Source organism: Ruegeria sp. ABD4_443, assembly GCF_056160865.1.
In genome coordinates this window covers 804,915-826,218 of record NZ_JBSWYA010000001.1, presented here as the reverse complement: position 1 = coordinate 826,218, position 21,304 = coordinate 804,915, and the positions used below count along the sequence as shown (strand labels likewise).

The 21,304-nt window shown below is 60.1% G+C and carries 19 protein-coding genes and 1 tRNA gene; 7 read left to right on the top strand and 13 right to left on the bottom strand.

Going from position 1 to position 21,304, the window contains the following annotated elements:
* A partial coding sequence (locus ACXAG8_RS04120; RefSeq protein WP_475222377.1) for an electron transfer flavoprotein subunit alpha/FixB family protein occupies nucleotides 1-551 on the top strand: 551 nt, incomplete at its 5' end.
* A 256-nt stretch (nucleotides 552-807) separates the two neighbouring features.
* On the top strand, nucleotides 808-1,779 hold the full coding sequence (gene speB, locus ACXAG8_RS04115) for an agmatinase (RefSeq protein ID WP_475222375.1): 972 nt from the start codon (nucleotides 808-810) through the stop codon (nucleotides 1,777-1,779).
* A 250-nt stretch (nucleotides 1,780-2,029) separates the two neighbouring features.
* Here speB and ACXAG8_RS04110 read toward each other — a convergent pair whose 3' ends face one another.
* A complete protein-coding gene (locus tag ACXAG8_RS04110; protein WP_475222374.1) occupies nucleotides 2,030-3,436 on the bottom strand; it encodes an NCS1 family nucleobase:cation symporter-1 in 1,407 nt (468 codons plus the stop codon).
* Nucleotides 3,437-3,564: 128 nt separating this feature from the next.
* Nucleotides 3,565-4,989 carry an NCS1 family nucleobase:cation symporter-1 gene (locus ACXAG8_RS04105; RefSeq protein WP_475222372.1) on the bottom strand — a complete coding sequence of 475 codons (1,425 nt, stop codon included), beginning with the start codon at nucleotides 4,987-4,989 and terminating at the stop codon, nucleotides 3,565-3,567.
* Nucleotides 4,990-5,116: 127 nt separating this feature from the next.
* Here ACXAG8_RS04105 and ACXAG8_RS04100 point away from each other — a divergent pair, with 127 nt between their 5' ends.
* Complete coding sequence (locus ACXAG8_RS04100; protein ID WP_475222370.1) at nucleotides 5,117-5,683, top strand: recombinase family protein; 567 nt, start codon at nucleotides 5,117-5,119, stop codon at nucleotides 5,681-5,683.
* A gap of 285 nt (nucleotides 5,684-5,968) precedes the next feature.
* Here ACXAG8_RS04100 and ACXAG8_RS04095 read toward each other — a convergent pair whose 3' ends face one another.
* From ACXAG8_RS04095 to ACXAG8_RS04060, 8 genes are all read right to left on the bottom strand, one after another.
* Nucleotides 5,969-7,186 (bottom strand): aminopeptidase P family protein, encoded by a 1,218-nt coding sequence (locus ACXAG8_RS04095; RefSeq protein ID WP_475222368.1) that lies wholly within the window; start codon nucleotides 7,184-7,186, stop codon nucleotides 5,969-5,971.
* A gap of 161 nt (nucleotides 7,187-7,347) precedes the next feature.
* Nucleotides 7,348-8,559 (bottom strand): ABC transporter permease, encoded by a 1,212-nt coding sequence (locus ACXAG8_RS04090; RefSeq protein ID WP_475222366.1) that lies wholly within the window; start codon nucleotides 8,557-8,559, stop codon nucleotides 7,348-7,350.
* Between the two features lie 5 nt (nucleotides 8,560-8,564).
* Nucleotides 8,565-9,839 (bottom strand): ABC transporter permease, encoded by a 1,275-nt coding sequence (locus tag ACXAG8_RS04085; protein WP_475222364.1) that lies wholly within the window; start codon nucleotides 9,837-9,839, stop codon nucleotides 8,565-8,567.
* Nucleotides 9,840-9,909: 70 nt separating this feature from the next.
* Entirely contained in the window at nucleotides 9,910-11,001 is a 1,092-nt protein-coding gene (locus tag ACXAG8_RS04080; RefSeq protein ID WP_475222362.1) for an extracellular solute-binding protein, read from the bottom strand.
* 113 nt (nucleotides 11,002-11,114) lie between these two features.
* Entirely contained in the window at nucleotides 11,115-12,215 is a 1,101-nt protein-coding gene (locus ACXAG8_RS04075) for an ABC transporter ATP-binding protein (RefSeq protein WP_475222360.1), read from the bottom strand.
* A gap of 132 nt (nucleotides 12,216-12,347) precedes the next feature.
* Nucleotides 12,348-13,061, bottom strand: a complete 714-nt coding sequence (locus ACXAG8_RS04070; RefSeq protein WP_475222358.1) for a maleate cis-trans isomerase family protein — start codon at nucleotides 13,059-13,061, stop codon at nucleotides 12,348-12,350.
* Entirely contained in the window at nucleotides 13,058-14,203 is a 1,146-nt protein-coding gene (locus ACXAG8_RS04065) for a M24 family metallopeptidase (RefSeq protein WP_475222356.1), read from the bottom strand. Before ACXAG8_RS04065 ends, ACXAG8_RS04070 begins: the two co-directional genes overlap by 4 nt.
* Nucleotides 14,200-15,243: a pyridoxal-phosphate dependent enzyme gene (locus ACXAG8_RS04060; protein WP_475222354.1), complete on the bottom strand. Its 1,044-nt coding sequence runs from the start codon at nucleotides 15,241-15,243 to the stop codon at nucleotides 14,200-14,202. Before ACXAG8_RS04060 ends, ACXAG8_RS04065 begins: the two co-directional genes overlap by 4 nt.
* 188 nt (nucleotides 15,244-15,431) lie before the next feature.
* Here ACXAG8_RS04060 and ACXAG8_RS04055 point away from each other — a divergent pair.
* Both ACXAG8_RS04055 and ACXAG8_RS04050 read left to right on the top strand, forming a co-directional pair.
* A tRNA-Leu gene (locus ACXAG8_RS04055) sits at nucleotides 15,432-15,517 on the top strand.
* 288 nt (nucleotides 15,518-15,805) lie between these two features.
* Entirely contained in the window at nucleotides 15,806-15,988 is a 183-nt protein-coding gene (locus tag ACXAG8_RS04050) for a hypothetical protein (protein WP_475222352.1), read from the top strand.
* 9 nt (nucleotides 15,989-15,997) lie between these two features.
* Here the strand turns inward: ACXAG8_RS04050 and ACXAG8_RS04045 are convergent, their stop codons facing one another.
* Complete coding sequence (locus ACXAG8_RS04045; protein ID WP_475222350.1) at nucleotides 15,998-16,756, bottom strand: alpha/beta fold hydrolase; 759 nt, start codon at nucleotides 16,754-16,756, stop codon at nucleotides 15,998-16,000.
* A gap of 90 nt (nucleotides 16,757-16,846) precedes the next feature.
* On the opposite strand from ACXAG8_RS04045, the gene ACXAG8_RS04040 reads away from it, so the two are divergent.
* Complete coding sequence (locus tag ACXAG8_RS04040) at nucleotides 16,847-17,221, top strand: hypothetical protein (RefSeq protein WP_475222348.1); 375 nt, start codon at nucleotides 16,847-16,849, stop codon at nucleotides 17,219-17,221.
* A gap of 99 nt (nucleotides 17,222-17,320) precedes the next feature.
* On the opposite strand, the gene glyA is transcribed toward ACXAG8_RS04040, so the two are convergent.
* Nucleotides 17,321-18,616 carry a serine hydroxymethyltransferase gene (glyA, locus tag ACXAG8_RS04035; RefSeq protein WP_475222346.1) on the bottom strand — a complete coding sequence of 432 codons (1,296 nt, stop codon included), beginning with the start codon at nucleotides 18,614-18,616 and terminating at the stop codon, nucleotides 17,321-17,323.
* 168 nt (nucleotides 18,617-18,784) lie between these two features.
* Here glyA and ACXAG8_RS04030 point away from each other — a divergent pair, with 168 nt between their 5' ends.
* A complete protein-coding gene (locus tag ACXAG8_RS04030; protein ID WP_475222344.1) occupies nucleotides 18,785-19,546 on the top strand; it encodes an NAD kinase in 762 nt (253 codons plus the stop codon).
* A 292-nt stretch (nucleotides 19,547-19,838) separates the two neighbouring features.
* On the opposite strand, the gene ACXAG8_RS04025 is transcribed toward ACXAG8_RS04030, so the two are convergent.
* Complete coding sequence (locus ACXAG8_RS04025; RefSeq protein ID WP_475222342.1) at nucleotides 19,839-21,272, bottom strand: amidase family protein; 1,434 nt, start codon at nucleotides 21,270-21,272, stop codon at nucleotides 19,839-19,841.
* Between the last annotated feature and the right edge of the window lie 32 nt (nucleotides 21,273-21,304).

Below are 21,304 nucleotides of genomic sequence, written 5' to 3'. Positions count from 1 at the left end.
TCTATGCGGGCAACGCGATCCAGACCGTGAAATCGAACGACGCCAAGAAGGTTGTCACCTTCCGTACCGCCAGCTTTGACGCGGCGGGCGACGGCGGCTCGGCCCCGGTTGAAACCGTTGCGGTTCCGGGCTCCGAAGGCTTGTCGGAATGGGTCGAGGACAAGGTTGCCGAAAGCGACCGCCCCGAGCTGACCTCGGCCGGTGTTGTTGTTTCGGGCGGGCGCGGTGTCGGCTCGGAAGAGGATTTCAAGCTGATCGAAACGCTGGCCGACAAGCTGGGCGCCGCCGTGGGCGCATCGCGTGCCGCGGTCGATTCGGGCTATGCCCCGAACGACTGGCAGGTGGGCCAGACGGGCAAGGTCGTTGCCCCGGACCTGTATGTCGCCATCGGCATCTCGGGCGCGATCCAGCACCTGGCTGGCATGAAGGACTCGAAGGTCATTGTTGCGATCAACAAGGACGAAGAGGCGCCGATCTTCCAGGTTGCCGATTTCGGACTGGTCGCCGACCTGTTCCAGGCCGTGCCGGAGCTGACCGACAAGCTGGGCTGACGCCTGCCTGCGCGGCGCAAGCACATCTACGAAACTGGCCCGCCCCACCCGGCGGGCCTTTTTCTTTGCAGCCCTCACTGCACCCCCAAAACCACCCCATAAAGCGCATCCGCAACCTGCCGATGCGTTGCGGGGCAGTGCATGCGGTCGGACGGCCCACCGAAAAAAAGAAAGGAAACCGGTTTGCCTGTTTGGGGTGAGGCAAGAACCGTATTAGGTTCGGGGTGCACGAGTACATATCGGAAAGGCTGGCGGCATGCAGGATCACGGCTATGAATCGGGGCGGTTGAACCTGCCCTTTGTCGGGATTTCGACCTTTGCCAAATCACCCTATGTCGCGGATTGGGACCGGATCGAGGCGGATGTTGCCGTGCTGGGCGCGCCATTCGATTTTGGTACCCAGTGGCGGCCCGGCGCGCGGTTTGGGCCACGGGCGGTGCGCGAGGCCTCGACCCTGTTCAGTTTCGGCCATGCCGGGGCCTATGATCACGAGGATGACGCGACCTATCTGGATGGCTCGGTGCGGATGGTCGACCTGGGCGATGCCGACATCATCCACACCAAGACCGACGAGAGCCATGCCAATATCGAGTTGGGCGTGGGCAAAATCCTGCAAGCGGGGGCTTTGCCGGTAGTGATAGGCGGCGATCATTCGATCAATATCCCCTGCATCAACGCCTTTGCCGAGGATTGCGCCCAGAACGGGCCGATCCATGTGGTGCAGATCGACGCGCATCTGGATTTCGTCGATGAACGCCACGGGGTCACCGCCGGGCATGGCAACCCGATGCGGCGCGCGATCGAAAAAGACTATGTCTCGGGCATGACGCAGCTTGGCATTCGCAATGTCTCATCCACCGCAAAAGAGGGGTACGCGGATGCCCGCGCACGCGGCTCGGATATCCTGTCGGTGCGGCAGGTGCGTAAACTGGGGACCGAGGCGGTCTTGGCGCGCATCCCGCAGGGGGCGCGGTATTATGTGACGATTGATATCGACGCGTTCTGTCCCTCGATCGCCTCGGGCACCGGGACACCAAGCCATGGCGGGTTTCTGTATTACGATGTGCTGGAGATCGTGCAGGGGCTGGCCAGGCGCGGGGATGTCGTGGGCATAGACCTGGTCGAGGTCGCGCCCGCCTATGACCCCACCGAAAGCACCCAGATCCTGGCGGCGCAGCTGTTGCTGAATTTTCTGGGTTTCATCTTTCACCACCGCGCCAAGCGATAAGGGGTAGGGGCTTGCGCCTGGCATTTCGCGGCGCTCATTTGGACAAAACCCCTTGATGAACAGACATTCTGAATAGAGGTTCGCGCAGCCGCCGTTGCAAGCCTTCCGTGTTGAACGTTCGACCTTGGCCAATGCAACTGCACCCCCAAGCCCAAACCACCGCAGGTCGAAGATGGGCCGGGACAAAAAAAAGGGCGCCAATAGATGGCGCCCAGTTGGGGATTGTCCACTGTTGGACGTTGTTGGCGTGTTACTTTTTCGTGACCGCAAGGTAGACGATGCCACCAAGGATGGCGCCGATGATCCAGGCATAGCCGGACAAGAAGCCCAAAGCAGGAACCCAGACCGTCGCGACCGAGAACACCGAAGCGATACCGAAGGCGATAAGGGCGTTATCGTTCCAGCCATTGCCATAGTGATAGTCACCGCCCTCCATGTTGTAGAGGTCATCAACGTTCAGCTCTTCTTTGCGGATCTTGTAGTAGTCGACGATCATGATCCCGAAGATCGGGGCCAGTGTTGCACCGAGCGTGTTCACGAACCCTGAAATCCCGATGTTTGAGATGACGGCAGTCCAAAGTCCTCCGATAACCAGTGCAAAGATGGATGTGGCCAAACCCGCCTGACGAAAGCTGATCTTGCCCGGTACAAGGTTGGCAATGCCATTCACCGCCGGGATGAAGTTCGCAACCAGATTGATGCCCACTGTCGCGGCAAAGAACGTGATCGCGGCGATGATGCCCAAAAGCACGCTGTCGGTTTTCTCGACGATTTCGGTTGGGTTGATGATGGCCTCACCAAACACCACGGCAGCACCACCAGTTGTCAAAAGCGCCAATGCCGAGAACAGGATCATGTTCAGCGGCAAACCGGTCAGGTTGCCCATTTTCATGGATGCCTTGCTGGTAGAATAGCGCGAGAAGTCCGAAAAGTTGATCATCACTGCCGAGAAGTAGGCGACCATGGTTCCGAAGATCGCGATAAAGCCTTTGACCTCGGTGCCAAAGGTCCCCTCGGGGTTGGCAAAGATTGTCGCGGTCGCGCTAAGCAATTGCCCATCCGCACGCTGCCAAAGAACGATGACAAGGCCGATCATGACCAGATAGACAAACGGTCCGGCAATGTTGAGGAATTTCTCAACCCAGCCCATGCCGCGCCAGAAAATGGCGATGTGGAAAGCCCAAACAACCAGGAAAGAGACCCAGTCAACGCCAGTCAATCCCAACATCTCGGTTCCACCGCTGATGCCAGTGACCGAACGGATCAGCAACGACAGAGCAGTTGAAGCGAAATAAACCTGTACGCCATACCAGAACACCGCCACGACGGCGCGCAAAACAGCGGGTAGTTTTGAGCCAGCCGTGCCCATGCTGGAACGGGCCAGGACCGGAAACGGAATGCCGTATTTTTCACCGGGCGCGCCGGACAGGTTCACCATGAACATCACGAAAAGCCCAGAGGCAATCAGCGCAGCAAAGGCTGTCAGGCCACCGACGCCATATGAGATGAAAAGCGAGGCAACCAGTGAATACCCAAAGAGCGATTGCACATCGTTGGCCCAGACGTTGAAGATCGCGAATGATCCCCATGTCTTTTCGTCCGGTGTTGCCGGGTTTAGTGTATCCCCTTCGGGATTTGTCGTGCTTTTACTGTCCATGTTGTTCTCCAGGATGGATTATGGGGGTTGCCCCATTTTTTGATTTGGTTCGGGCTTATTCCGTCGCCCAATTCCGGCCATGTCTCGTGGCCATTCCCCCGCCCGAAGGCTTCGGATAAGTTGCGCCGCTAACGCTTTGCGATGGCCCAGTAGAACACCCCTCCAAATCCTGCGCCGATCACCCACGCGAAACCCGAAAGGGCATTCAGCATCGGGACCCAGACCGTCAGAACAGAAAACGTGGCAGGCAGGGCGAACGAAACGATTGCCGCCATGTTCCAGCCATTGGTGTAGAAATAGTCTCCTTCGCGCGCCGCCGAGAAGAGGTGGTCAACATCCAGTTTTCCGGATTTGACGAGGTAATAATCGACAATGATGATGCCGTAGACCGGTGCCAGAACGGCCCCCAAAGTGTTCACCAGACCCAAGATCCCGATTTGACTAATGGTCGAAACCCATAGCCCCCCGATCACCAACGCACAGGCAGAAGTTATGATACCGGCAACACGAAAATTGATCCGGCTGGGCATCAAATTTGCAAGGTCGTAGGCTGGCGGAATGAAGTTGGCCACGAGGTTGATCCCAACCGTGGCGGCAAGAAAGGTGATCGCGGCAAGAATAGTCAGCGGCAGGGAATCGATGCGGGCAACAATGGCCGTGGGATTGGTCATCGGCTCCCCCCACAGCGCGACGGTTCCCGCGGTTACGATCAATGCGATCAGGGAAAAGAACGCGATGTTTATGGGCAGCCCCAGCAGGTTGCCCTTGCGCATTTCATGTTCCGAGCGGACAAACCGCGAAAAGTCTCCAAAATTGATGATGACTGCAGAAAAATAGGCGATCATCGTACCCACGATGGCGACAAACGCCCCCAACGGACTGCCCTCATAGCTGCCGGTACCACGAAAGATCGTTCCAAGTTCCAGCCATAGGTCGTTGCCAACCTCAATCCAGATCGTAACAGCAAGTGTCAGCATCACGACGTAGACAAACGGACCTGCGAAATTCAGGAAATCCACGATCAGGTCGATCCCGTTCCAAAATAGCGTGATCTGAAAGGTCCAGACCGCCGAAAAGGCGATCCATTCGATTGCACTAAGCCCCAGAAAGACCGGAGGGCCATTCGCCCCGATCACAGCGACCAACGCCAACGCCAGCGCGGTTGAGGCAAAGTAGGTCTGCACCCCATACCAGAATATGGCGACAACAGCGCGGATCATTGCCGGGAAGTTCGCCCCCCGCACACCCATGCTGGCCCGCGCCATGACTGGAAACGGAATCCCGTGTTTGACGCTGGGTTTCCCGATCAGATTGACCAGCCCCATGACAACAAACCCGGCCAGCACGATGCCCGCAAAAACCGCCCAACCGTTCAGCCCATAGGTCACAAAAAGGGACGCCGCCAATGTATAGCCGAACAGCGATTGAACGTCATTTGCCCAAACGTTGAACAACTCGAACCAGCCCCAGTCACGCTCGTCCGAGGGAATAGGGGCAAGATCCTCGTTATAGAGGCTGCGATCTTTGCGAATTTCGGGAAGGGGTTGCTGCATTTTGTCCGATGACTCGTAAGGAGATTGTCATTTCGTTGGTCCAAAGCTATTATCGTGCAGAACCGCGTGCATTAATACGTGCAGAACTGCGTGCATTAGTCAAGAACAACTGCGAGCTTGATCAAGAATGGCAAAAATCGGATATGCGCGTGTATCGTCCAAATGGTACCGAAATGAGGTTCAGCTCAACGAACTTCAGCGGCAAGGCTGTGATCGCGTGTGGCGCGATAATGATGCAGATGGCCATGACGAGGCAGACTCTTTGGAAGCCTTTTTGGAGAACGTTTCAGCGGGGGACGTTGTCGTTGTTTCCAGGCTATCCGCTGTTGCGGGTTCCATTGCAGAGCTTTTGAACCTGATCGAAATGCTGAGCAAAAAGGGTGTTGCGTTTCGCTCAATTGCAGAGCCTTGGGCAAATACCGAAGGTGAACGCGCAGCTGTGGTTCTGGATATTTTGGGGGGTGTTATAGACTACGAACTCGGGTTGGCTGATCTGGAAAGCCGCACCGTCGAAGATCGCCCAAAATCCATCGGGTTGAGCAAGGGGCGACCCAAGAAACTAAGCGAGGCAGACCGCGCTGAGGCGCTTTCCCTGCTTTCGATGGGCAAAACCGCCGCAGAAATCGGCAGGCTCTTGGGGGTAAGCAGGTCGACAATCTCGCGCCTCAAGACGATGCCACCCGAAACCAGCTAGGGTGTCTTGGTTCCAGCAATAACGAAGCGCAGCGATGGCGGGCATCCCTATCTGCCTATTCAATGCGGCAGTTTCCAAGGCCAGTCATTGGCGCTGCCGCCGAGATCCCGCAACGGACCGATGGAACAACCCGGACCCAGGCAAAGGACAGCTTTGCGGGCCTTTCCACCCTTTGGTTCAATATTCGACATTTGATACTTTGGGCTCAGAGCGGACAATGCGCTCCAAGCCTCTGATCGCCTGACCATTCGTGGGGCAGGCTTGGCCTTGGACCCCGCCCGCTTTTTACGCACCGATGATGTTGTGACCCGGCCCGTAGGGGAAGCCGGTGATGTTTTCGGCGCCGACGTCGCCAACCAAAAGGATATCGTGTTCGCGATAGCCGCCCGCGCCGGGCTGGCCCTGGGGGATCCACAGCATCGGTTCGATTGAAACGACCATGCCGGGTTCCAGCACCGTGTCGATATCTTCGCGCAATTCCAGACCGGCCTCGCGCCCGTAATAGTGGCTGAGGATACCAAAGGAATGGCCGTAGCCGAAGGATCGGTATTGCAGCAGGCCCTCATCGGCAAAGAAACGGTTGATCTCAGCCGTGATGCCCGAGCAGGTGGCACCGGGTTTGATCAGGCTCAGACCCAGTTCGTGGGCCGCGACGTTGGCGTGCCACAGGCGCAGGCTGTCGGCGTCGGGTTCGCCCAGAAACAGGGTGCGTTCCAGCGCCGTGTAGTAACCCGAGATCATGGGAAAGGTGTTCAGCGACAGGATATCGCCCCGTTGCAGCGCCCGTTTGGTCACCGGGTTATGCGCGCCGTCGGTATTGAGGCCGGACTGGAACCAGACCCAGGTGTCGCGATATTCTGCGTCGGGATAGGCGCGGGCGATTTCGGCCTCCATCGCGTCGCGACCGGCCATGGCGATTTCAATCTCGGTGGCACCATCGCGGATGGCGGCGTGAATGGCTGCGCCGCCCACATCGGCGGTGCGGGCACCGCCTTTGATCAGTTCGATCTCTTCGTCCGATTTCACCATGCGCGCGGCCATCGTGTCGGGCGCAATGTCGACCAGTTCAGGCTGACCCAGCATGGCCAGTGCCGTATCGCGCGCGGCGAGGGTCATGTGATCGCCTTCGATCCCGATCCGTTTCGCGCCACCGATCAGGCTGGCCACCGCGCGCCAGTAATTGTCGCGCCTCCAATCGGTATAGATGACGTTGTCCTCGACCGAGCGGCGCCACGGTTGGCCCGCGTCGATATTGGCCGAAACAGTGGTGCAGGCGTCCTGTGTCACCACGCAGCCATAGGGGCGGCCAAAAGCGCAGTACAGAAAGCCCGAGTAATAGGCGATGTTCTGCATCGACGTCAGCAGAACGGCGGGGATATCCCGCGCGGCCATGATGGCGCGTAATTTGCCCAGACGGCGGTCATATTCGCCCTTGCTGAACGGCAGGGGGGCTTTGTCGCCATTGTGGCAGGTGAAGAATTCGGGGCGTTTTGTGTCTGTCATAACAGGTCTCTCATCTATGCCGGGTGGCAATACCCGGCCACTTGTCCCGGCGTTCAGGACAGGCGGTCTCGGGGTCCGAGAGCCGATCACCCCCGATGATGCCGCGACGCCATCGCGGCTGGGGTGAACGTGTGAATCGTTAGATCAGGCGCAGGTCTGCGTCAAGCGGGGGAAAGACCCCGCAGACGCTCGGACCGGCGGCGCAGCAATTCGACCGTGGTCAGCAGCGCGATCGAGATCACCACAAGGATCGTGGCCACCGCCAGAATGGTCGGGCTGATCTGTTCGCGCAGGCCGGTGAACATCTGCCATGGCAGGGTCTTTTGGCTGGCCGAGCCGACAAACAGCACCACGACCACCTCGTCGAACGAGGTGATGAAGGCAAACAAACCACCCGAGATCACGCCCGGCAGGATCAGCGGCATCTGGATCTTGAAGAAGGTCCGCACCGGACCCGCGCCCATATTCGCCGCCGCCCGCGTCAGCGAGCGGTCAAAACCCACCAGCGTTGCGGTCACGGTGATGATGACGAACGGGATGCCCAGAACGGCGTGGGCAAGGATGACCTTCACATAGCCCACGAAGTTCTTGTTCATGCCCAGCGTGCCTTCCATAAAGCGGCCGATATCGCTGTAGAAAAAGAACATCCCCGTGGCCGAGATGATCAGCGGTACGATCATCGGCGAGATCAGGATGCCCATGATGGCACGGCGGCCGGGAACGTGGCTCTGGCTGAGGCCGATGGCCGCGAGCGTACCCAGCGAGACCGAGATCACCGTCGCAATCGGCGCGATGATCAGCGAGTTTTTGAAGCTGCGCTGCCATTCATTGTTGGTAAAGAAGTCGCGGTAATGCTTCAGCGAATACCCTTCGGGGTCCAGCCGCAGCATCTCGGGCGTGAAGGTAAAGAAGTCCTGCGCGTTGAACGACAGCGGCAGAACCACAAGGATCGGCGTGATCAGGAACACGAAAATCGCGCCGCAGATGACCCGGAACAGATAGTGATAGAACACCTGTTTCGGCGTGAGGTAAGGCAGCAGTTTGCGGCGATATCGGCCCTCGTACAGCCAGTATGTGAACCAGCCAAAGAACCACCCGCCCAGCAGGCCAAGAACGCCGCCCATCGGCCCTGAGATCAGGAAACCCGCGATGCCGAAGCCCAGCGTGTTGATCCACCGCGCCAGCGCCTCGTTCTTCAGGATGGTGATATAGACCCAGGCGAGCGCCGCGATCAGGGCCGCCCCGGCGATGATGCCAAGAAAGACCGACCCGTTGCCGGCGCCTACGAAGATGCCGGCAAAGGCACCGGCCAACGCAACACTGGGCAGAACCATGGAAAGCGGCTTGCGGGATATCGGAGTAAGTGCGGCCATGTCGATTATCCCAGCTTCACGTTATCGATGCCCACGATCTTGTCGTAGACCCAGTAGAGCAACAGCACGACGGCCAGCAGGATCGTTCCAAGCGCCGCCGCCAGTCCCCAGTTCAGCGAGGACGAGATGTGGTAGGCAATCCGGTTCGAGATGAAGACACCCTTGGTGCCGCCCACGATCTCGGGCGTGATGTAATAGCCGATGGCCAGGATGAACACGAGGATCGACCCCGCGCCAATGCCCGGAATGGATTGCGGAAAGTAGATGCGCCAGAAGGTGGTCCAGTTGGTCGCGCCCATGGATTTCGCGGCGCGGGTATAGGAATCCGGTATCGTCTGCATCACCGAATACATCGGCAGGATCATGAACGGCAGCAGGATATGCGTCATCGCGATGATCGTGCCGATCTGGTTGTTGATGATCACCAGCCGCGCGTCATCGGCCACAAGCCCAAGCCACACAAGGGTCTCGTTGATCACGCCTTGCTGTTGCAGCATCACCTTCCACGCCGAGGTCCGCACCAGCAGCGAGGTCCAGAATGGCAGCAGGACGAGGATCATCAAAAGGTTCGAAACCCGCATGGGCAGCGTCGCCAGCAGGTAACTGACCGGATAAGCCAGCAGGATACAGGACGCAGTGATCACCAGCGACATGAACAGCGTGCGGCCGAACAGCTTGATCAGGATCTGTTTGTCTTCGGGTTGTGATTGCGCGCCTTCGGGCGTGCGGCGCATATCGACCGCGTTCAGGAAATAGCCATTGGTGACCGTGGGTGAATGGGTCTTGATCACGGCCCAGGTATTCGGGTCGCCCCAGCCGTCATGGATTTCGATCACCTGTTCCTTGAACGGCCCATCGGTTTCAGGATCAAGCTTGCCCATTTTCCGGCCCGAGCGGCGGAACATCGAGGACATGCCGGTTTCTTCGTAGTTCAAACGCGAGCCCAATCGGGTATGGGTCTTGCTATCGACGGCCACGACCATGTCGCGGACAAAGGCGTCATAGACGGCCTCGTCAGGCAGTTCGCCGCTGCTTTCGTCCCAGCTTTGCAGCGCTTGGACCGTCAGGGGCAGGGTTTTCTGCACGATGCTGTTTTCCACCGAGCGGAACAGCATCGAAGCAATCGGCACGATGAACGAGAACATCACGAACAGCAACAAAGGGGCCACCAGCATCAGTGCGCGCAGCTTCTGTCGCCGCAATGAACGTGCCAGCGATTGCTTGAGCGGTGTTCCGTCCGCCGCCAGCATTGGCCCCGTGTTTTCGCTTGCGTCAGTCATCTTTGCCCCTTGGGTTCTTTTGGGTGCGGGGGCGGATCACCGCCCCCGGCCGTGTCATGAAATCAAGCGCTTATTGCGCAAGCCACGCCTGGAATTTGGCGTCGATATCATCGCGGTAATCGGCCCAGAACTCGTAGTTGTACAGGAACGTGTTCTTGGCGTTTTCCGGGTCGGTCGGCATGTGCGGTGCCATGTCGATGCCCAGTTCGGCGTGCTGACCCACCAGCGGCGCCGACGAGGCACGGGCCGGACCGTACGAGATGTACTTGGCCTGATCCGCCAGACGCTGGGTGTCGGTTGCGAACATGATATAATCCAGCGCACGGGCCTTGCGCTCGTCGCTCAGACCGGCGGGGATGATCCAGCCGTCAAGGTCGAACACCTGCGCGTCCCACAACATGGCGACGGGCTGTTTCTGCTCTTCGATCACGCTGAACAGACGACCGTTATAGGTCGATCCCATGACGACTTCGCCATCGGCCAGAAGCTGCGGCGTGTCTGCGCCAGCGGACCACCAGACGACGCTGTCCTTGATGGTGCCCAGCTTGGCAAGCGCCTGTTCCTGGCCTTCGGGGGTTGCCAGCACGTCATAGACGTCTTCCTTTGCGACGCCATCGCACAGCAGGGCCCATTCCATGTTGTTGATCGGGCGCTTTTCAAGCGAACGCTTGCCGGGATAGGTCTCAAGGTCGAAGACGGCGCAGATATCGGTCGGCGGGGTGTCGCCCACCAGGTCGGTGCGATAGCCGAAAGTGGTCGAATAAACGATCTGCGGGATAAAGCAGTCGCTGACCAGCAGGTCGCCAAAGTCATCCGCCGCCGAGGTGCCGTCAGGTGCGGCGGCCAGCATCGTATCGGGGTCGATTTCCATTGCCAGACCTTCGTCGCACAGGCGGATCGCGTCCGCTGCAACAACGTCAACCACGTCCCAGGTGATGTTGCCCGCTTCGTTCATCGCGCGCAGCTTGGCCACAGCTTCGGCCGAGCTGTCATCGTTCAGGATGGTGACGCCGGTCTTTTCCGAATAGGGCTCGTGATAGGCTTTGAGCTGCGACTTGGAATAGGCGCCGCCCCACGACACGATGGTCATCTCTTCGGCTGAAACACCCGCGGCTGCTGTCGCAAGAACAGCGGCTGTAAGCATTGTTTTCGTCGGTTTCATTTGTACGTAACTCCCAGTTTATCCCGCTTGGTGTTGTGTCGGCTGACGCACGGGTTTCTCGCCAGCCCGTCTTTCAGTTGGGCCTTGCCTTGCTGGCGTTGCGCGGACGCGGTTCAGGCGTCCAGCGCACGGCAGTCCTTGGCAAGCCAACCGATTTCGATTTCCTGGCCGGGTTTCAGCCTTACCGCGTCCGGCGCGTTCCGGGTCTTGACGATGAACTCGTCATTGCCGGCCACCGACATCCGGAACCGGAAGACATCCCCCATATAGATGAATTCCTTGACCGTCGCCTTGAGCGTATGGGCGTCGGCATGCAGGCGGTCCTTGTTGAATTCGACCCGCTCTGGCCGGATCGAAACCTTGGTCCGCTCGCCGGGTTGGCTGACATTGATTGGCACGGCGTCAATTTCGGACCCGTCGTCCAGCGCAATCAGGCAGGCGTCGCCATCAATGGACTTTACAGTGCCTTCCAGCGTGTTGTTTTCACCGATGAACTGCGCCACGAATGAGTTTTCGGGTTCTTCATACAGTTGATCCGGCGGGGCCAGTTGCTGAATGCGGCCATCGTCGAACACGGCGACGCGATCCGACATGGTCAGGGCTTCGGTCTGGTCGTGGGTCACATAGACGGTCGTGATGCCCAGCTCATGCGCAAGGCGCGTGATCTCGAACTGCATGTGCTCGCGCAGCTGCTTGTCCAATGCGCCCAGCGGTTCGTCCATCAGCACCAGTTCAGGTTCGAAAACCAGCGCCCGTGCCAGCGCAATCCGCTGTTGCTGACCGCCGGACAATTGTGCCGGACGACGACCGCCAAAGGCCCCCATCTGCACCATGTCCAGCGCACGCTGCACCTTGGCCTCACGCTCGGACTTGCCCAGTTTTCGGACCTCAAGCGGGAAGGACAGATTTTCCGCCACCGTCATGTGCGGAAACAAGGCATAATTCTGAAAGACCATGCCAATTCCGCGCTTGTGTGGTGGAATGTTGTTGATCGGGCGGCCATCCAAAAGAATCTCGCCGTGGGTCGCTGTTTCAAACCCCGCCAACATCATCAGGCACGTGGTTTTGCCGGACCCTGACGGGCCAAGCATGGTCAGAAACTCGCCCTTGGGCATCGCCAGGTTCAGATCTTTGACAACAAGATTTTCGCCGTCATAAGATTTTTGCACGCGTTGAAACTCGACAAACGCGGCGTCGTTTTTCGTTTCGGTCACAAGACCCCCTGTTTCGCCAAATGATTACCCGGATTTCCCAGGCTCATTCGATCATCTCAAGCATTGCGCCCGAGGCTAACAAATGCTTGCAGGGCCGTAAAGGCAATGTGCGGTCCTATGCGCCGCTTTGGCCTAGAAATGCGACATGTTTAGGCGCATCATGTCCCAGGCAAGGCTGTGATTGCTGGACAAAACCGGTTTGCCGATTTTTTCCGCGACCTTGGAAATGACACCGGCTGTGCGCAAATTCGTACAGCTGATAAAGACCGCGTCGACCGAGGGGTCCAACCCCAGTTGGATGGCAGCATCGAGGGTGGATTGCTCGGAGATACGGGCCACCTTGGCCTCTTGCGCCTCGCCGAAACTGCCGAAAACCTCGGTTGAAATCCCGTGCCGTGCAAAGGCCGCGCGCAGGGGTGTGTTGACCTCTTCGATATACGGCGACAACAGCGCAAATTTCGAAACGCCCAAATGTGCGGCATGCGCGATTGCGGCGCGCAGCGGGTTGGTGACGGATCGGGTGTTGCAGCCCTGCCTGACAAGGGTTTCCACCCGTTCGGACCCGATGACCGAACTTGCCGAGGTGCAGGCATACCCCACCACGCGATATTCGGGCGACCCGGGCAAAAGCGCGGCGGCGGCAGGCAGGGTCTGTTCCATCCGTGCCAGAGTGTCGGTTCGAACCTCGGCGTCGCTTGGTATCCGGGACACGTAGACGGGGCAGCGGCTTTGGGCAAAAAGCGTGCGGAACTCGGGTTCGATCGTTTCATCGGCCTGCAAAACGATCAGCCCCATCGGTGTGGCCTGTGGATCGTCGGCGTCAAAGGTGCAGGGCAGGATGTTCACAGCGTGGCAACCTCTGGTCCGGTCCGGGGGCTCAGGTACCGGGGGGCACCCGCTGTGATCAGAATGTCTTCTTCATGGACCATGATGCCGCCTTTGGTTTCAATCCCCGGTTCAAGCGTCAGAACCATTCCGGGTTCCAAAACGGTTTCATCGGCCGCGATCAGCGACGGCCATTCGGTCAGGGACATTCCCAACCCGTGGCCAAGCCGCCCGGCATCCGTTCCGGCGCCGCCCTTGGAAAGCACAGAGTTCATGGCGTGAAACAGATCAGCGGCGGTGGCGCCGGGGCGGGCCAGGTCGAACGCCGCGTCGCAGGCCTCGACCAGCCGTCCATGCGCCGAACGCACCGGTTCGGTGGCCGCGCCGACCGACCAGTTGCGGTCAAAGTCGCAAAAATACCCGTCCCAGACCAGCCCGGTATCCAGCATCAGGACATCGCCAGCCTTCAGCGGGGCAGGGCGCGCCGGGGATATCACGTCGGTATATCCCGCAGGGCCCGCGCCGCCCGCCAGGTAAGGCACCCAGTCCGCCCCCTCGTCAAGGCACAGCATCTGGAACCGCCGGAAAACCTGATCCTGAGGCGTTCCCGCCGTGGCGATTTCCGGGACCCGTGCAAATGCGCGTCCGGCAATGGCACAGGCGGTTTCGATTTTTGCGATCTCTGCCTGCGATTTGATCATCCTCATGCGCCGCAGAATACCCTTGTCGCTTGCGATCCGGCGGCGGCCGATCATGCCGCCCAGCCGGGTCAGATCGGCCAAGGGCATGCGGATATGCGTTTCGATCCCGTCAGGGCACCCGATCGTTTCGCCTTGGGGGACGATTTCCCGCAAAGTGTCGGCCAAAAGCGTAAGGCCGTCATCCCCGGGGGTCGGGGCGCTCCAGGTTCTTATGTCATCGATCCAGGTCTGCCCCATCAACGCGGCCCCGATCGAGGGGATGACGGCCATCGGCGGACCGCTGGCGGGAACGATGACAAACCAGGGCCGGGTCGGGCTTTCCCAGAACCGGGTCAGGAACCCGGTGAAATAGCGAACCTCGGGTTCGGTTGTCAGCAGCAGCGCCGACAGGCCTGCCGTCGCCATCAGTTCCTGCGTGCGGTCGGTCCGGGCGATGAATTCCTGTGTGTCAAACCCTCTCATGCCGGTTGCTCGGTGAGAATGCACAGCACCCGGTCATGTTCCGCGATGTTCAGGGCCGCGCGGCTTGCATCATCCAGAACGGCAGCCAGCCCCGCGCCGCCCGAGGCCGTCGTGCCGATCCCCGCAGCGGCCATTTTCGGCAATTGCGCGGCGACCTGAGTGTCGTCAAGAGACAGGAAAAGATCGGCATCCCGTGCCAACCCGTTCAGCGCAATCAGAGAAGGTTCCTTGCAATCCAGACGTCCCATGATGCTGTCGGGCCCGGCTGCAAAGACGGGTTGCCCCTTTTCGATGCTTGATTGCAGCGCCGGTGCCGCCGTGGGTTCGACCACACAAATGCGCGGAACATCGCCCCAGGCTTTGCGCGCATAGGCCGCGACGGCCCCGGCCAGGCCCCCGACACCGGCCTGCAGCAAGATTACCGAGGGCATTTGCGGGCATTGCCGAACCATTTCTGCCGCCAGTTGCAGGTAACCTTCCATCAGCAGGTAGGGCAGGTCGACATAGCCGTCCCAGGAGCTGTCGGACAGCAGAACCCAGCCATTGTCGCGGGCTGCCTGACTGGCCGCCTGCATGCTGCCCGCATAATCCGCACCTGCGCGCACGACTTGGGCGTTTTGCGCCCGCAACCGGTTGGCAAAGCTTTCGGGGACGGTTTCCGCGATGTAAACGACGGCCCCCGCCCCGAACATCCGGGCACCTGCCGCGACGCTAAGCCCGTGATTGCCCGCGCTGGCGGTCACGTAGGTTCGGCCGCGCAAGCTGTGCATGTCGGGGTGTTCTGTGGCGTCGCTGGCGTGGCAGGCTATGACATATGCCGCCCCCAGCGCCTTGAATGACCCCAGGTTCATGCGGCAGCGTTCGTCCTTGACCCACAGCGCGGCAACCGGGGCCAGGGATGTCACCTCGGTCAGGGGCGTTTCACCGCGCGCCGGGCATCGCGACACCAAAGCGGCGACCCGCGTCGTGTCCGTTGACGGAAACGGGATGTCCGCAATCAGTTTGGCGCCGCCACGGTGAGGGTTGGGGATGAGTTTCATGGCGCGCTCCTGCGGGCTGGTTTCTTGACGTGATCGAAAGCCGGGGTTTGTGTCAAGCATGGCCGCGCAGGAAACCGGCCGGTTGGGGGTGGCCGCGTGGCTTTGTAACGCCTTTCCAATTGCAAGTCTTGGCTGTAAGGAGTTTCCACGTCACCGAAAACGCACTGGAATCCAGCGATACGGTGCATGCGGGCGTGATGGAATGGTAGACATATCAGACTTAAAATCTGAAGGGGATTTCCCCGTGTGGGTTCGAGTCCCACCGCCCGCACCAATGACGTTTGGCTGAAATAACAAAGGCTTGGGCGGCGCTGGCGTGACCGGATCAGCCCGGCATCAATTGGTTCCGCCGGGGCGGTGTTGCGCGGCAGACCCCCGCAAGACATTTGAATTCAACGCCCGGGCGCGGGCCAAGCCACGCGGGTTTTTTGGGCGGGATGTCAAGCGTATCGCCAATCGCGAAAACCCGCGAACGGACGCACCAATCTGATGCAAATCAAAGCCAGTCACATTCTCTTATTGTAATGTGTTTTGCAGACGCCAACCAACAGGACATAAGACCATGATACGTCTTGCCGCCATGCTGTATTCTTTGATTGCAACCGCCCTTGCAGGGTCGGCCGTTATTGCCGTGCTTGCTGCTGGCATGATCTCGACCACGGCGATTGTCGCTGCGGCTGCGATTGGGTTCGTTGCCGCAGCCCCGGTGTCCTGGTTGGTTTCGCGACGCCTGTACCAGGGCTGATGATGCCGGTCAGGCGTTCAGAAAGGTCCTGACCGCGGCTTCGAATTCGCGGGGTTTTTCGGCATGCAGCCAATGGCCCGCGCCGGGGATCTTGGCGAAACGGGCGTTGGGAAACTGCGCCCGGATTGTCGCACGGTGTTCGGGCAGGACATAATCGGATTCAGCGCCGGACAAGAACAGCGCGGAACCGGACCAGTCACCGGACAGGGAAGGAAAGCCCATGATGTTCGGCATCTGGTCGGCAAGTGCGTCCAGGTTCAGCCGCCATTTCTTTCCCGCCACATCCAGCGATTGCGTGAAAAAGCTCTGCAAGGCTTTTTCGACGCCCAGATCGGCCAGTTGCTGTTCCGCGTCCGACCGACGCTCGATGCGTGACAAGTCGACCGCGCGCATGGCCGTAATGTATTTCAGCTGGCTGTGGGTATAGGCAACGGGTGCGATGTCGGCCACCACCAGCCTGTGCACCAGGTCGGGGTATTGCAGGGCAAGCGTCATCGACGCCTTGCCGCCCATCGAGTGCCCCAGCACGTCAGCCGTGCCGCCAATGCTGCGGATCACTTCTGCAAGGTCCTGCGCCATGCTGGGATAATCATGCGTATCACTTTGGTCGCTAGAGCCGTGGTTGCGCATGTCAACCGCGATCACCTGCCGTTCGTCGCTGACGCGCCGCGCGATGACGCCCCAGTTCCGGGCCGAGCCGTAAAGGCCGTGGGCAATCACAAGAGGGGGCAGCGATGTCGGGTCACCGTGAAGGATCATGTTCAGCATATCGCCGTGATACAAGCGCCAAGACCGAACGGCCAGCCCCATTGTGCGCCGTTTCCGGCCCCGTTACTGTGCGCCAACAGGAGGCCCCAGATGTCGCAGGAAACAGATATCCAGTTCCGGATCGCGCAGACAATTCAATTGCTGCGCAAGAAACTGGGGGTGCGCGACAAGACCCTTGCGGCCTCGGTCCGGCGCGCGAAACGACGCCTTCCGCGCAGAATATACAAACAGGCGCAGGTTCTGGCCAAGGCCGAGCCGATGGTCGAACATCCCAAGCTGCGCCTGGTTTTGGATACGCCCGCGCTGGAAAAGGCCGCCGAAGACGTTCAGGGGCACCTGAACGCGATCAACCTGGCCGATCGGCGCTGGGGGTGGGTCCTGGGCGTTTTGGGGTCGCTTGCCCTTGGCTTGCTGGTGCTGTCTGCCGCGGCCGTCGCGGTGCTTAGGTGGCGCGGTTTTATCTGACGGGCTGGGCATGGAATTTGTCCGGGTGCGGCCAAAGCCAATCGACGAAAAACGGCGCCGCGATGGGCGCCGTCATCCTTGTTATATGATCCGCGCGGATCAGAGGTTCGGATAAATCGGGAACCGCGCGCAAAGCTCGGCGACTTCGGCTTTGACCTTGGCCTCGACCTCGGCATTGCCGTCTTCGCCATTGGCGGCCAGACCGTCGACCACTTCGATGATCCAGTCCGCGATCTGGCGGAACTCAACCTCGCCAAAGCCGCGCGTGGTGCCGGCGGGGCTGCCCAGACGGATGCCGCTGGTGATCGTCGGCTTTTCCGGGTCAAACGGCACGCCGTTCTTGTTGCAGGTGATATGCGCGCGGCCCAGGGCCTTTTCGGTGGCGTTGCCTTTGACGCCCTTGGGGCGCAGATCGACCAGCACAACATGTGTGTCGGTGCCATGGGTCACCGTGTCCAGACCGCCCTTGATCAGCTGATCCGACAGCGCCTGCGCGTTTGTCACGACCTGCTGGATATAGGTCTTGAACTCGGGCCGCAGCGCCTCACCGAAAGCAACCGCCTTACCTGCGATGACATGCATCAGCGGACCACCCTGAATACCGGGGAAGATGGCCGAGTTCACTTTCTTGGCGATCGCCTCATCATTGGTCAGGATCATGCCGCCACGCGGGCCGCGCAGGGTCTTGTGCGTGGTGGTCGTCGCCACATGCGCGTGGGGGAAGGGGCTGGGATGCTCGCCTGCGGCCACCAGACCGGCGAAATGCGCCATGTCCACATGCAGATAGGCCCCGACCATATCGGCGATCTGGCGCATGCGGGCAAAGTCGATCTGACGCGGGATGGCCGAGCCACCTGCGATGATCAGCTTGGGGTTATGTTCTTTCGCCAGCGCCTCGACCTGGTCATAGTCCAGCATGTTGTCCTGCCGGCGCACACCGTACTGAACGGCGTTGAACCACTTGCCCGACTGGTTCGGGCGCGCGCCGTGGGTCAGGTGACCACCAGCGTCCAGCGACATCCCCAGAATGGTGTCGCCGGGCTGGATCAGCGCCTGGTAGACACCCTGGTTGGCCTGGCTGCCCGAATTCGGCTGCACATTGGCAAATTCACAGCCAAACAGCTCTTTCGCGCGGTCGATGGCCAGGTTTTCGGCGATATCGACGAACTGGCACCCGCCATAGTAGCGACGGCCGGGATAGCCTTCGGCGTATTTGTTGGTCATCACCGAACCCTGCGCCTCCATCACGGCGGCCGAGACAATGTTTTCCGAGGCAATCAACTCGATCTCGTCGCGCTGACGGCCCAGCTCGGACGTGATCGAGCCGAACAGCTCGGGGTCACGATCCGCAAGGGACTGGGTGAAGAAACCGGTATCACGAAGGTTGGCGTTCATGTGCGCTCCGCATGGCTGAGGGTTGTTTGGCGGATTTCCTATCGGAAACGGTTCTGGTGAAAAAGGCTTTAAAGCGACGAATTGGCCAACTGCGGCGTCAAGTCTGGCCTAATGCGGAAAGGTATGTTTGTTTCGGAACCAAATGCGCAGCACCGGAAACCCGAAAAGATGACAAAGAGAATCGCCTTCCTGGCCAGCGACGCCGACGTGGCGCAAACCGCCCGGGATTGCCTGGTCGCACGATATGGCAATGCGGCCCCGCGGGATGCCGATGTGATTGTCGCGCTGGGCGGGGATGGGTTCATGTTGCGCACGCTGCATAACACGCAGCATCTCAACATCCCCGTTTATGGCATGAACCGCGGGACCATCGGCTTTTTGATGAATGAATACAGCGAAACAGACCTGACCGCGCGTCTGGACGACGCCGAAGAAGAGGTGATCAACCCGTTGATCATGACTGCGATGGATCAGGCGGGCAAAAAGCACGAAGCCCTGGCGATCAACGAGGTATCATTGCTGCGGGCCGGGCCTCAGGCGGCGCGTCTGAAAATCAGCGTCGATGGCCGGGTGCGTCTGGATGAGCTGGTGTGCGACGGGGCGCTGTTGTCCACGCCGGCCGGATCGACGGCCTATAACTATTCGGCGCATGGGCCGATTTTGCCGATCGGCTCGGACGTGCTTGCGCTGACCGCCATTGCCGCCTTTCGCCCGCGCAGGTGGCGCGGTGCCTTGCTGCCCAAGACAGCTGATGTGCGATTCGACGTTCTGGATGCCGACAAGCGGCCGGTGATGGCCGATGCGGATTCGATTTCGATTCCCGATATCGACTGGGTCGAGATCAGATCCGAGCCCAAGGTGCGCCACAGAATTCTTTTCGACCCCGGTCACGGGCTTGAAGAGCGTCTGATTTCTGAACAATTTACGTAACTTAGGTGGGTTTGAGTATTTCTTTTCCGTTTATGTGAACCAGTTCACAGGAATATTCCTTACCCTAAGTTAACTTTTCCCTGCCCGGAGAACACGCCCAGATGGAAGTGAGTGGCCATCATACGGTGTTTTCGGATGATTGCGCATTTTACGCGCTGGCGAGGGTGGGTGGTGCTACGCTCGTTACTTCTATCCGGGCATATTTTAGTATGCGGACCCCGGGCAAAATAACCCGGGGTCTATTTCTTTGCGCACCACGATCCCCCGTCAGGACAGGTCAGGGCCAAGGCGCCTAGTTTTGCATCCTGTCCCAAAGTGCCGGGGCCATCTGCCCGATACGAGTTTCAATGGCCAGCGCGGCATCGACGGCCAGGTCCTCGCGCCACCTGCGGGCGGCGATCTGGACATTGATCGGCTGCGGACCAGCGGGCAGTTCGGCCAGCCTGGCCGGAACCACGGCGGCAGGAAGCCCGAGGTAATTCATCGCATAGGAGTAGACGGCGCAGCCCAGAACCTCGTGCACGCCCTCGGCGCCCTCGGTATCCCTGTCGGGTTTGAAGAACGGTTGTGGCAGAAACGGGCTCAGGACCAGCGGATAATCCTGCATGAACAGCGACCATTCCCGCGCATAGTGGCTGCGGTGGGCCATCATGCGCAACAGCTCGGCATCCAGAATCGGCGGAAATTCCTGAAAATACACATCAAAGATGTCGCGGATGGTCTGCGATCCGGCAGCCTCGATATCACCCTTCATCAGGGTCAGGACCTCGCCCATCAGGGCGCGGTAGCCGTTTCGTCCGCATTCAAAGACATCGGGCGGGTCAATCTCGGTGACTGCGTATCCCGCATCTGTCAGGGCATCACGCGCGGCGATCAGCGCCTTGTCGACCTCGGGGTGCAGGTCATAGCCAAACGTGTTTCGGGTGAATGCAACGCGGACCTCGCCCGGTATCGCCTCTTGCGCCCAGGGCAGGGGGACGTGGAACGGGTCGCGCGGGTCCGCGGCGATAAGGCTTGGCATCGACAGGTGCAGGTCGGCGGCGCTGCGGGTTATGAGGCCCTGAACCGACATCGATTGCGCCAGCAGCCCGCGTTCGGCCTTTTGGCTTGGGTTCCAGGCCGGAACCCGGCCCAATCCGGGCTTCACCGTGACGGCACCATTGGCCGCCGCCGGGAACCGCAAGCTGCCACCGATATCGTTGCCATGGGCCAGTGCGCCGATCCCGGCCATGACCGCTGACCCGGCCCCGCCCGAGGATCCGCCAGGTGATATGTGGCGCCCCCAAGGGTTGAAGGTGCGCCCAAACAGCGGGTTATCCGTATCTGCGCGGAAGGAAAATTCGGGCGTATTGGTCCGTCCGATAACGATTGCCCCCGCTTTTTGCAGGTTCTCCACCACCGGAGCGTCATCAGGCGCCACAAGATCCTTGAGGGCGACCACCCCGTTCGAGGTGGCGTGCCCCTTTTGGTCGACATTGATCTTGATGGTAACGGGCACGCCATGCAGCGGCCCGGTCGGTGCGCCGCTGGCACGGGATTTGTCCAGCGCGCATGCGCGTTGAAGCGCCTCGTCGCCGAGGTCTTCGACGACGGCGTTCAGTGACGGATTGACCTGATGCATGCGGTCCACCGCGCTTTGAACCGCGGTTTCCGCGCTCAGGTCTCCGGTGCGCGTCAGGCTTGCCAATTCGGTTGCGCTTAGGCGCCAGATTTCTGTGTTGTCCATGTGCCCTCCGATTTGAAGGGCACAGTAGGCGC

Excerpts from the sequence above, each read along its gene's own strand:
- speB (WP_475222375.1), top strand. The coding sequence starts at position 808 with ATGCAGGATCACGGCTATGAATCGGGGCGGTTGAACCTGCCCTTTGTC.
- ACXAG8_RS04110 (WP_475222374.1), bottom strand. The coding sequence starts at position 3,436 with ATGGACAGTAAAAGCACGACAAATCCCGAAGGGGATACACTAAACCCG.
- ACXAG8_RS04105 (WP_475222372.1), bottom strand. The coding sequence starts at position 4,989 with ATGCAGCAACCCCTTCCCGAAATTCGCAAAGATCGCAGCCTCTATAAC.
- ACXAG8_RS04100 (WP_475222370.1), top strand. The coding sequence starts at position 5,117 with ATGGCAAAAATCGGATATGCGCGTGTATCGTCCAAATGGTACCGAAAT.
- ACXAG8_RS04095 (WP_475222368.1), bottom strand. The coding sequence starts at position 7,186 with ATGACAGACACAAAACGCCCCGAATTCTTCACCTGCCACAATGGCGAC.
- ACXAG8_RS04090 (WP_475222366.1), bottom strand. The coding sequence starts at position 8,559 with ATGGCCGCACTTACTCCGATATCCCGCAAGCCGCTTTCCATGGTTCTG.
- ACXAG8_RS04085 (WP_475222364.1), bottom strand. The coding sequence starts at position 9,839 with ATGACTGACGCAAGCGAAAACACGGGGCCAATGCTGGCGGCGGACGGA.
- ACXAG8_RS04080 (WP_475222362.1), bottom strand. The coding sequence starts at position 11,001 with ATGAAACCGACGAAAACAATGCTTACAGCCGCTGTTCTTGCGACAGCA.
- ACXAG8_RS04065 (WP_475222356.1), bottom strand. The coding sequence starts at position 14,203 with ATGAGAGGGTTTGACACACAGGAATTCATCGCCCGGACCGACCGCACG.
- ACXAG8_RS04060 (WP_475222354.1), bottom strand. The coding sequence starts at position 15,243 with ATGAAACTCATCCCCAACCCTCACCGTGGCGGCGCCAAACTGATTGCG.
- ACXAG8_RS04050 (WP_475222352.1), top strand. The coding sequence starts at position 15,806 with ATGATACGTCTTGCCGCCATGCTGTATTCTTTGATTGCAACCGCCCTT.
- ACXAG8_RS04045 (WP_475222350.1), bottom strand. The coding sequence starts at position 16,756 with ATGCTGAACATGATCCTTCACGGTGACCCGACATCGCTGCCCCCTCTT.
- ACXAG8_RS04040 (WP_475222348.1), top strand. The coding sequence starts at position 16,847 with ATGTCGCAGGAAACAGATATCCAGTTCCGGATCGCGCAGACAATTCAA.
- glyA (WP_475222346.1), bottom strand. The coding sequence starts at position 18,616 with ATGAACGCCAACCTTCGTGATACCGGTTTCTTCACCCAGTCCCTTGCG.
- ACXAG8_RS04030 (WP_475222344.1), top strand. The coding sequence starts at position 18,785 with ATGACAAAGAGAATCGCCTTCCTGGCCAGCGACGCCGACGTGGCGCAA.
- ACXAG8_RS04025 (WP_475222342.1), bottom strand. The coding sequence starts at position 21,272 with ATGGACAACACAGAAATCTGGCGCCTAAGCGCAACCGAATTGGCAAGC.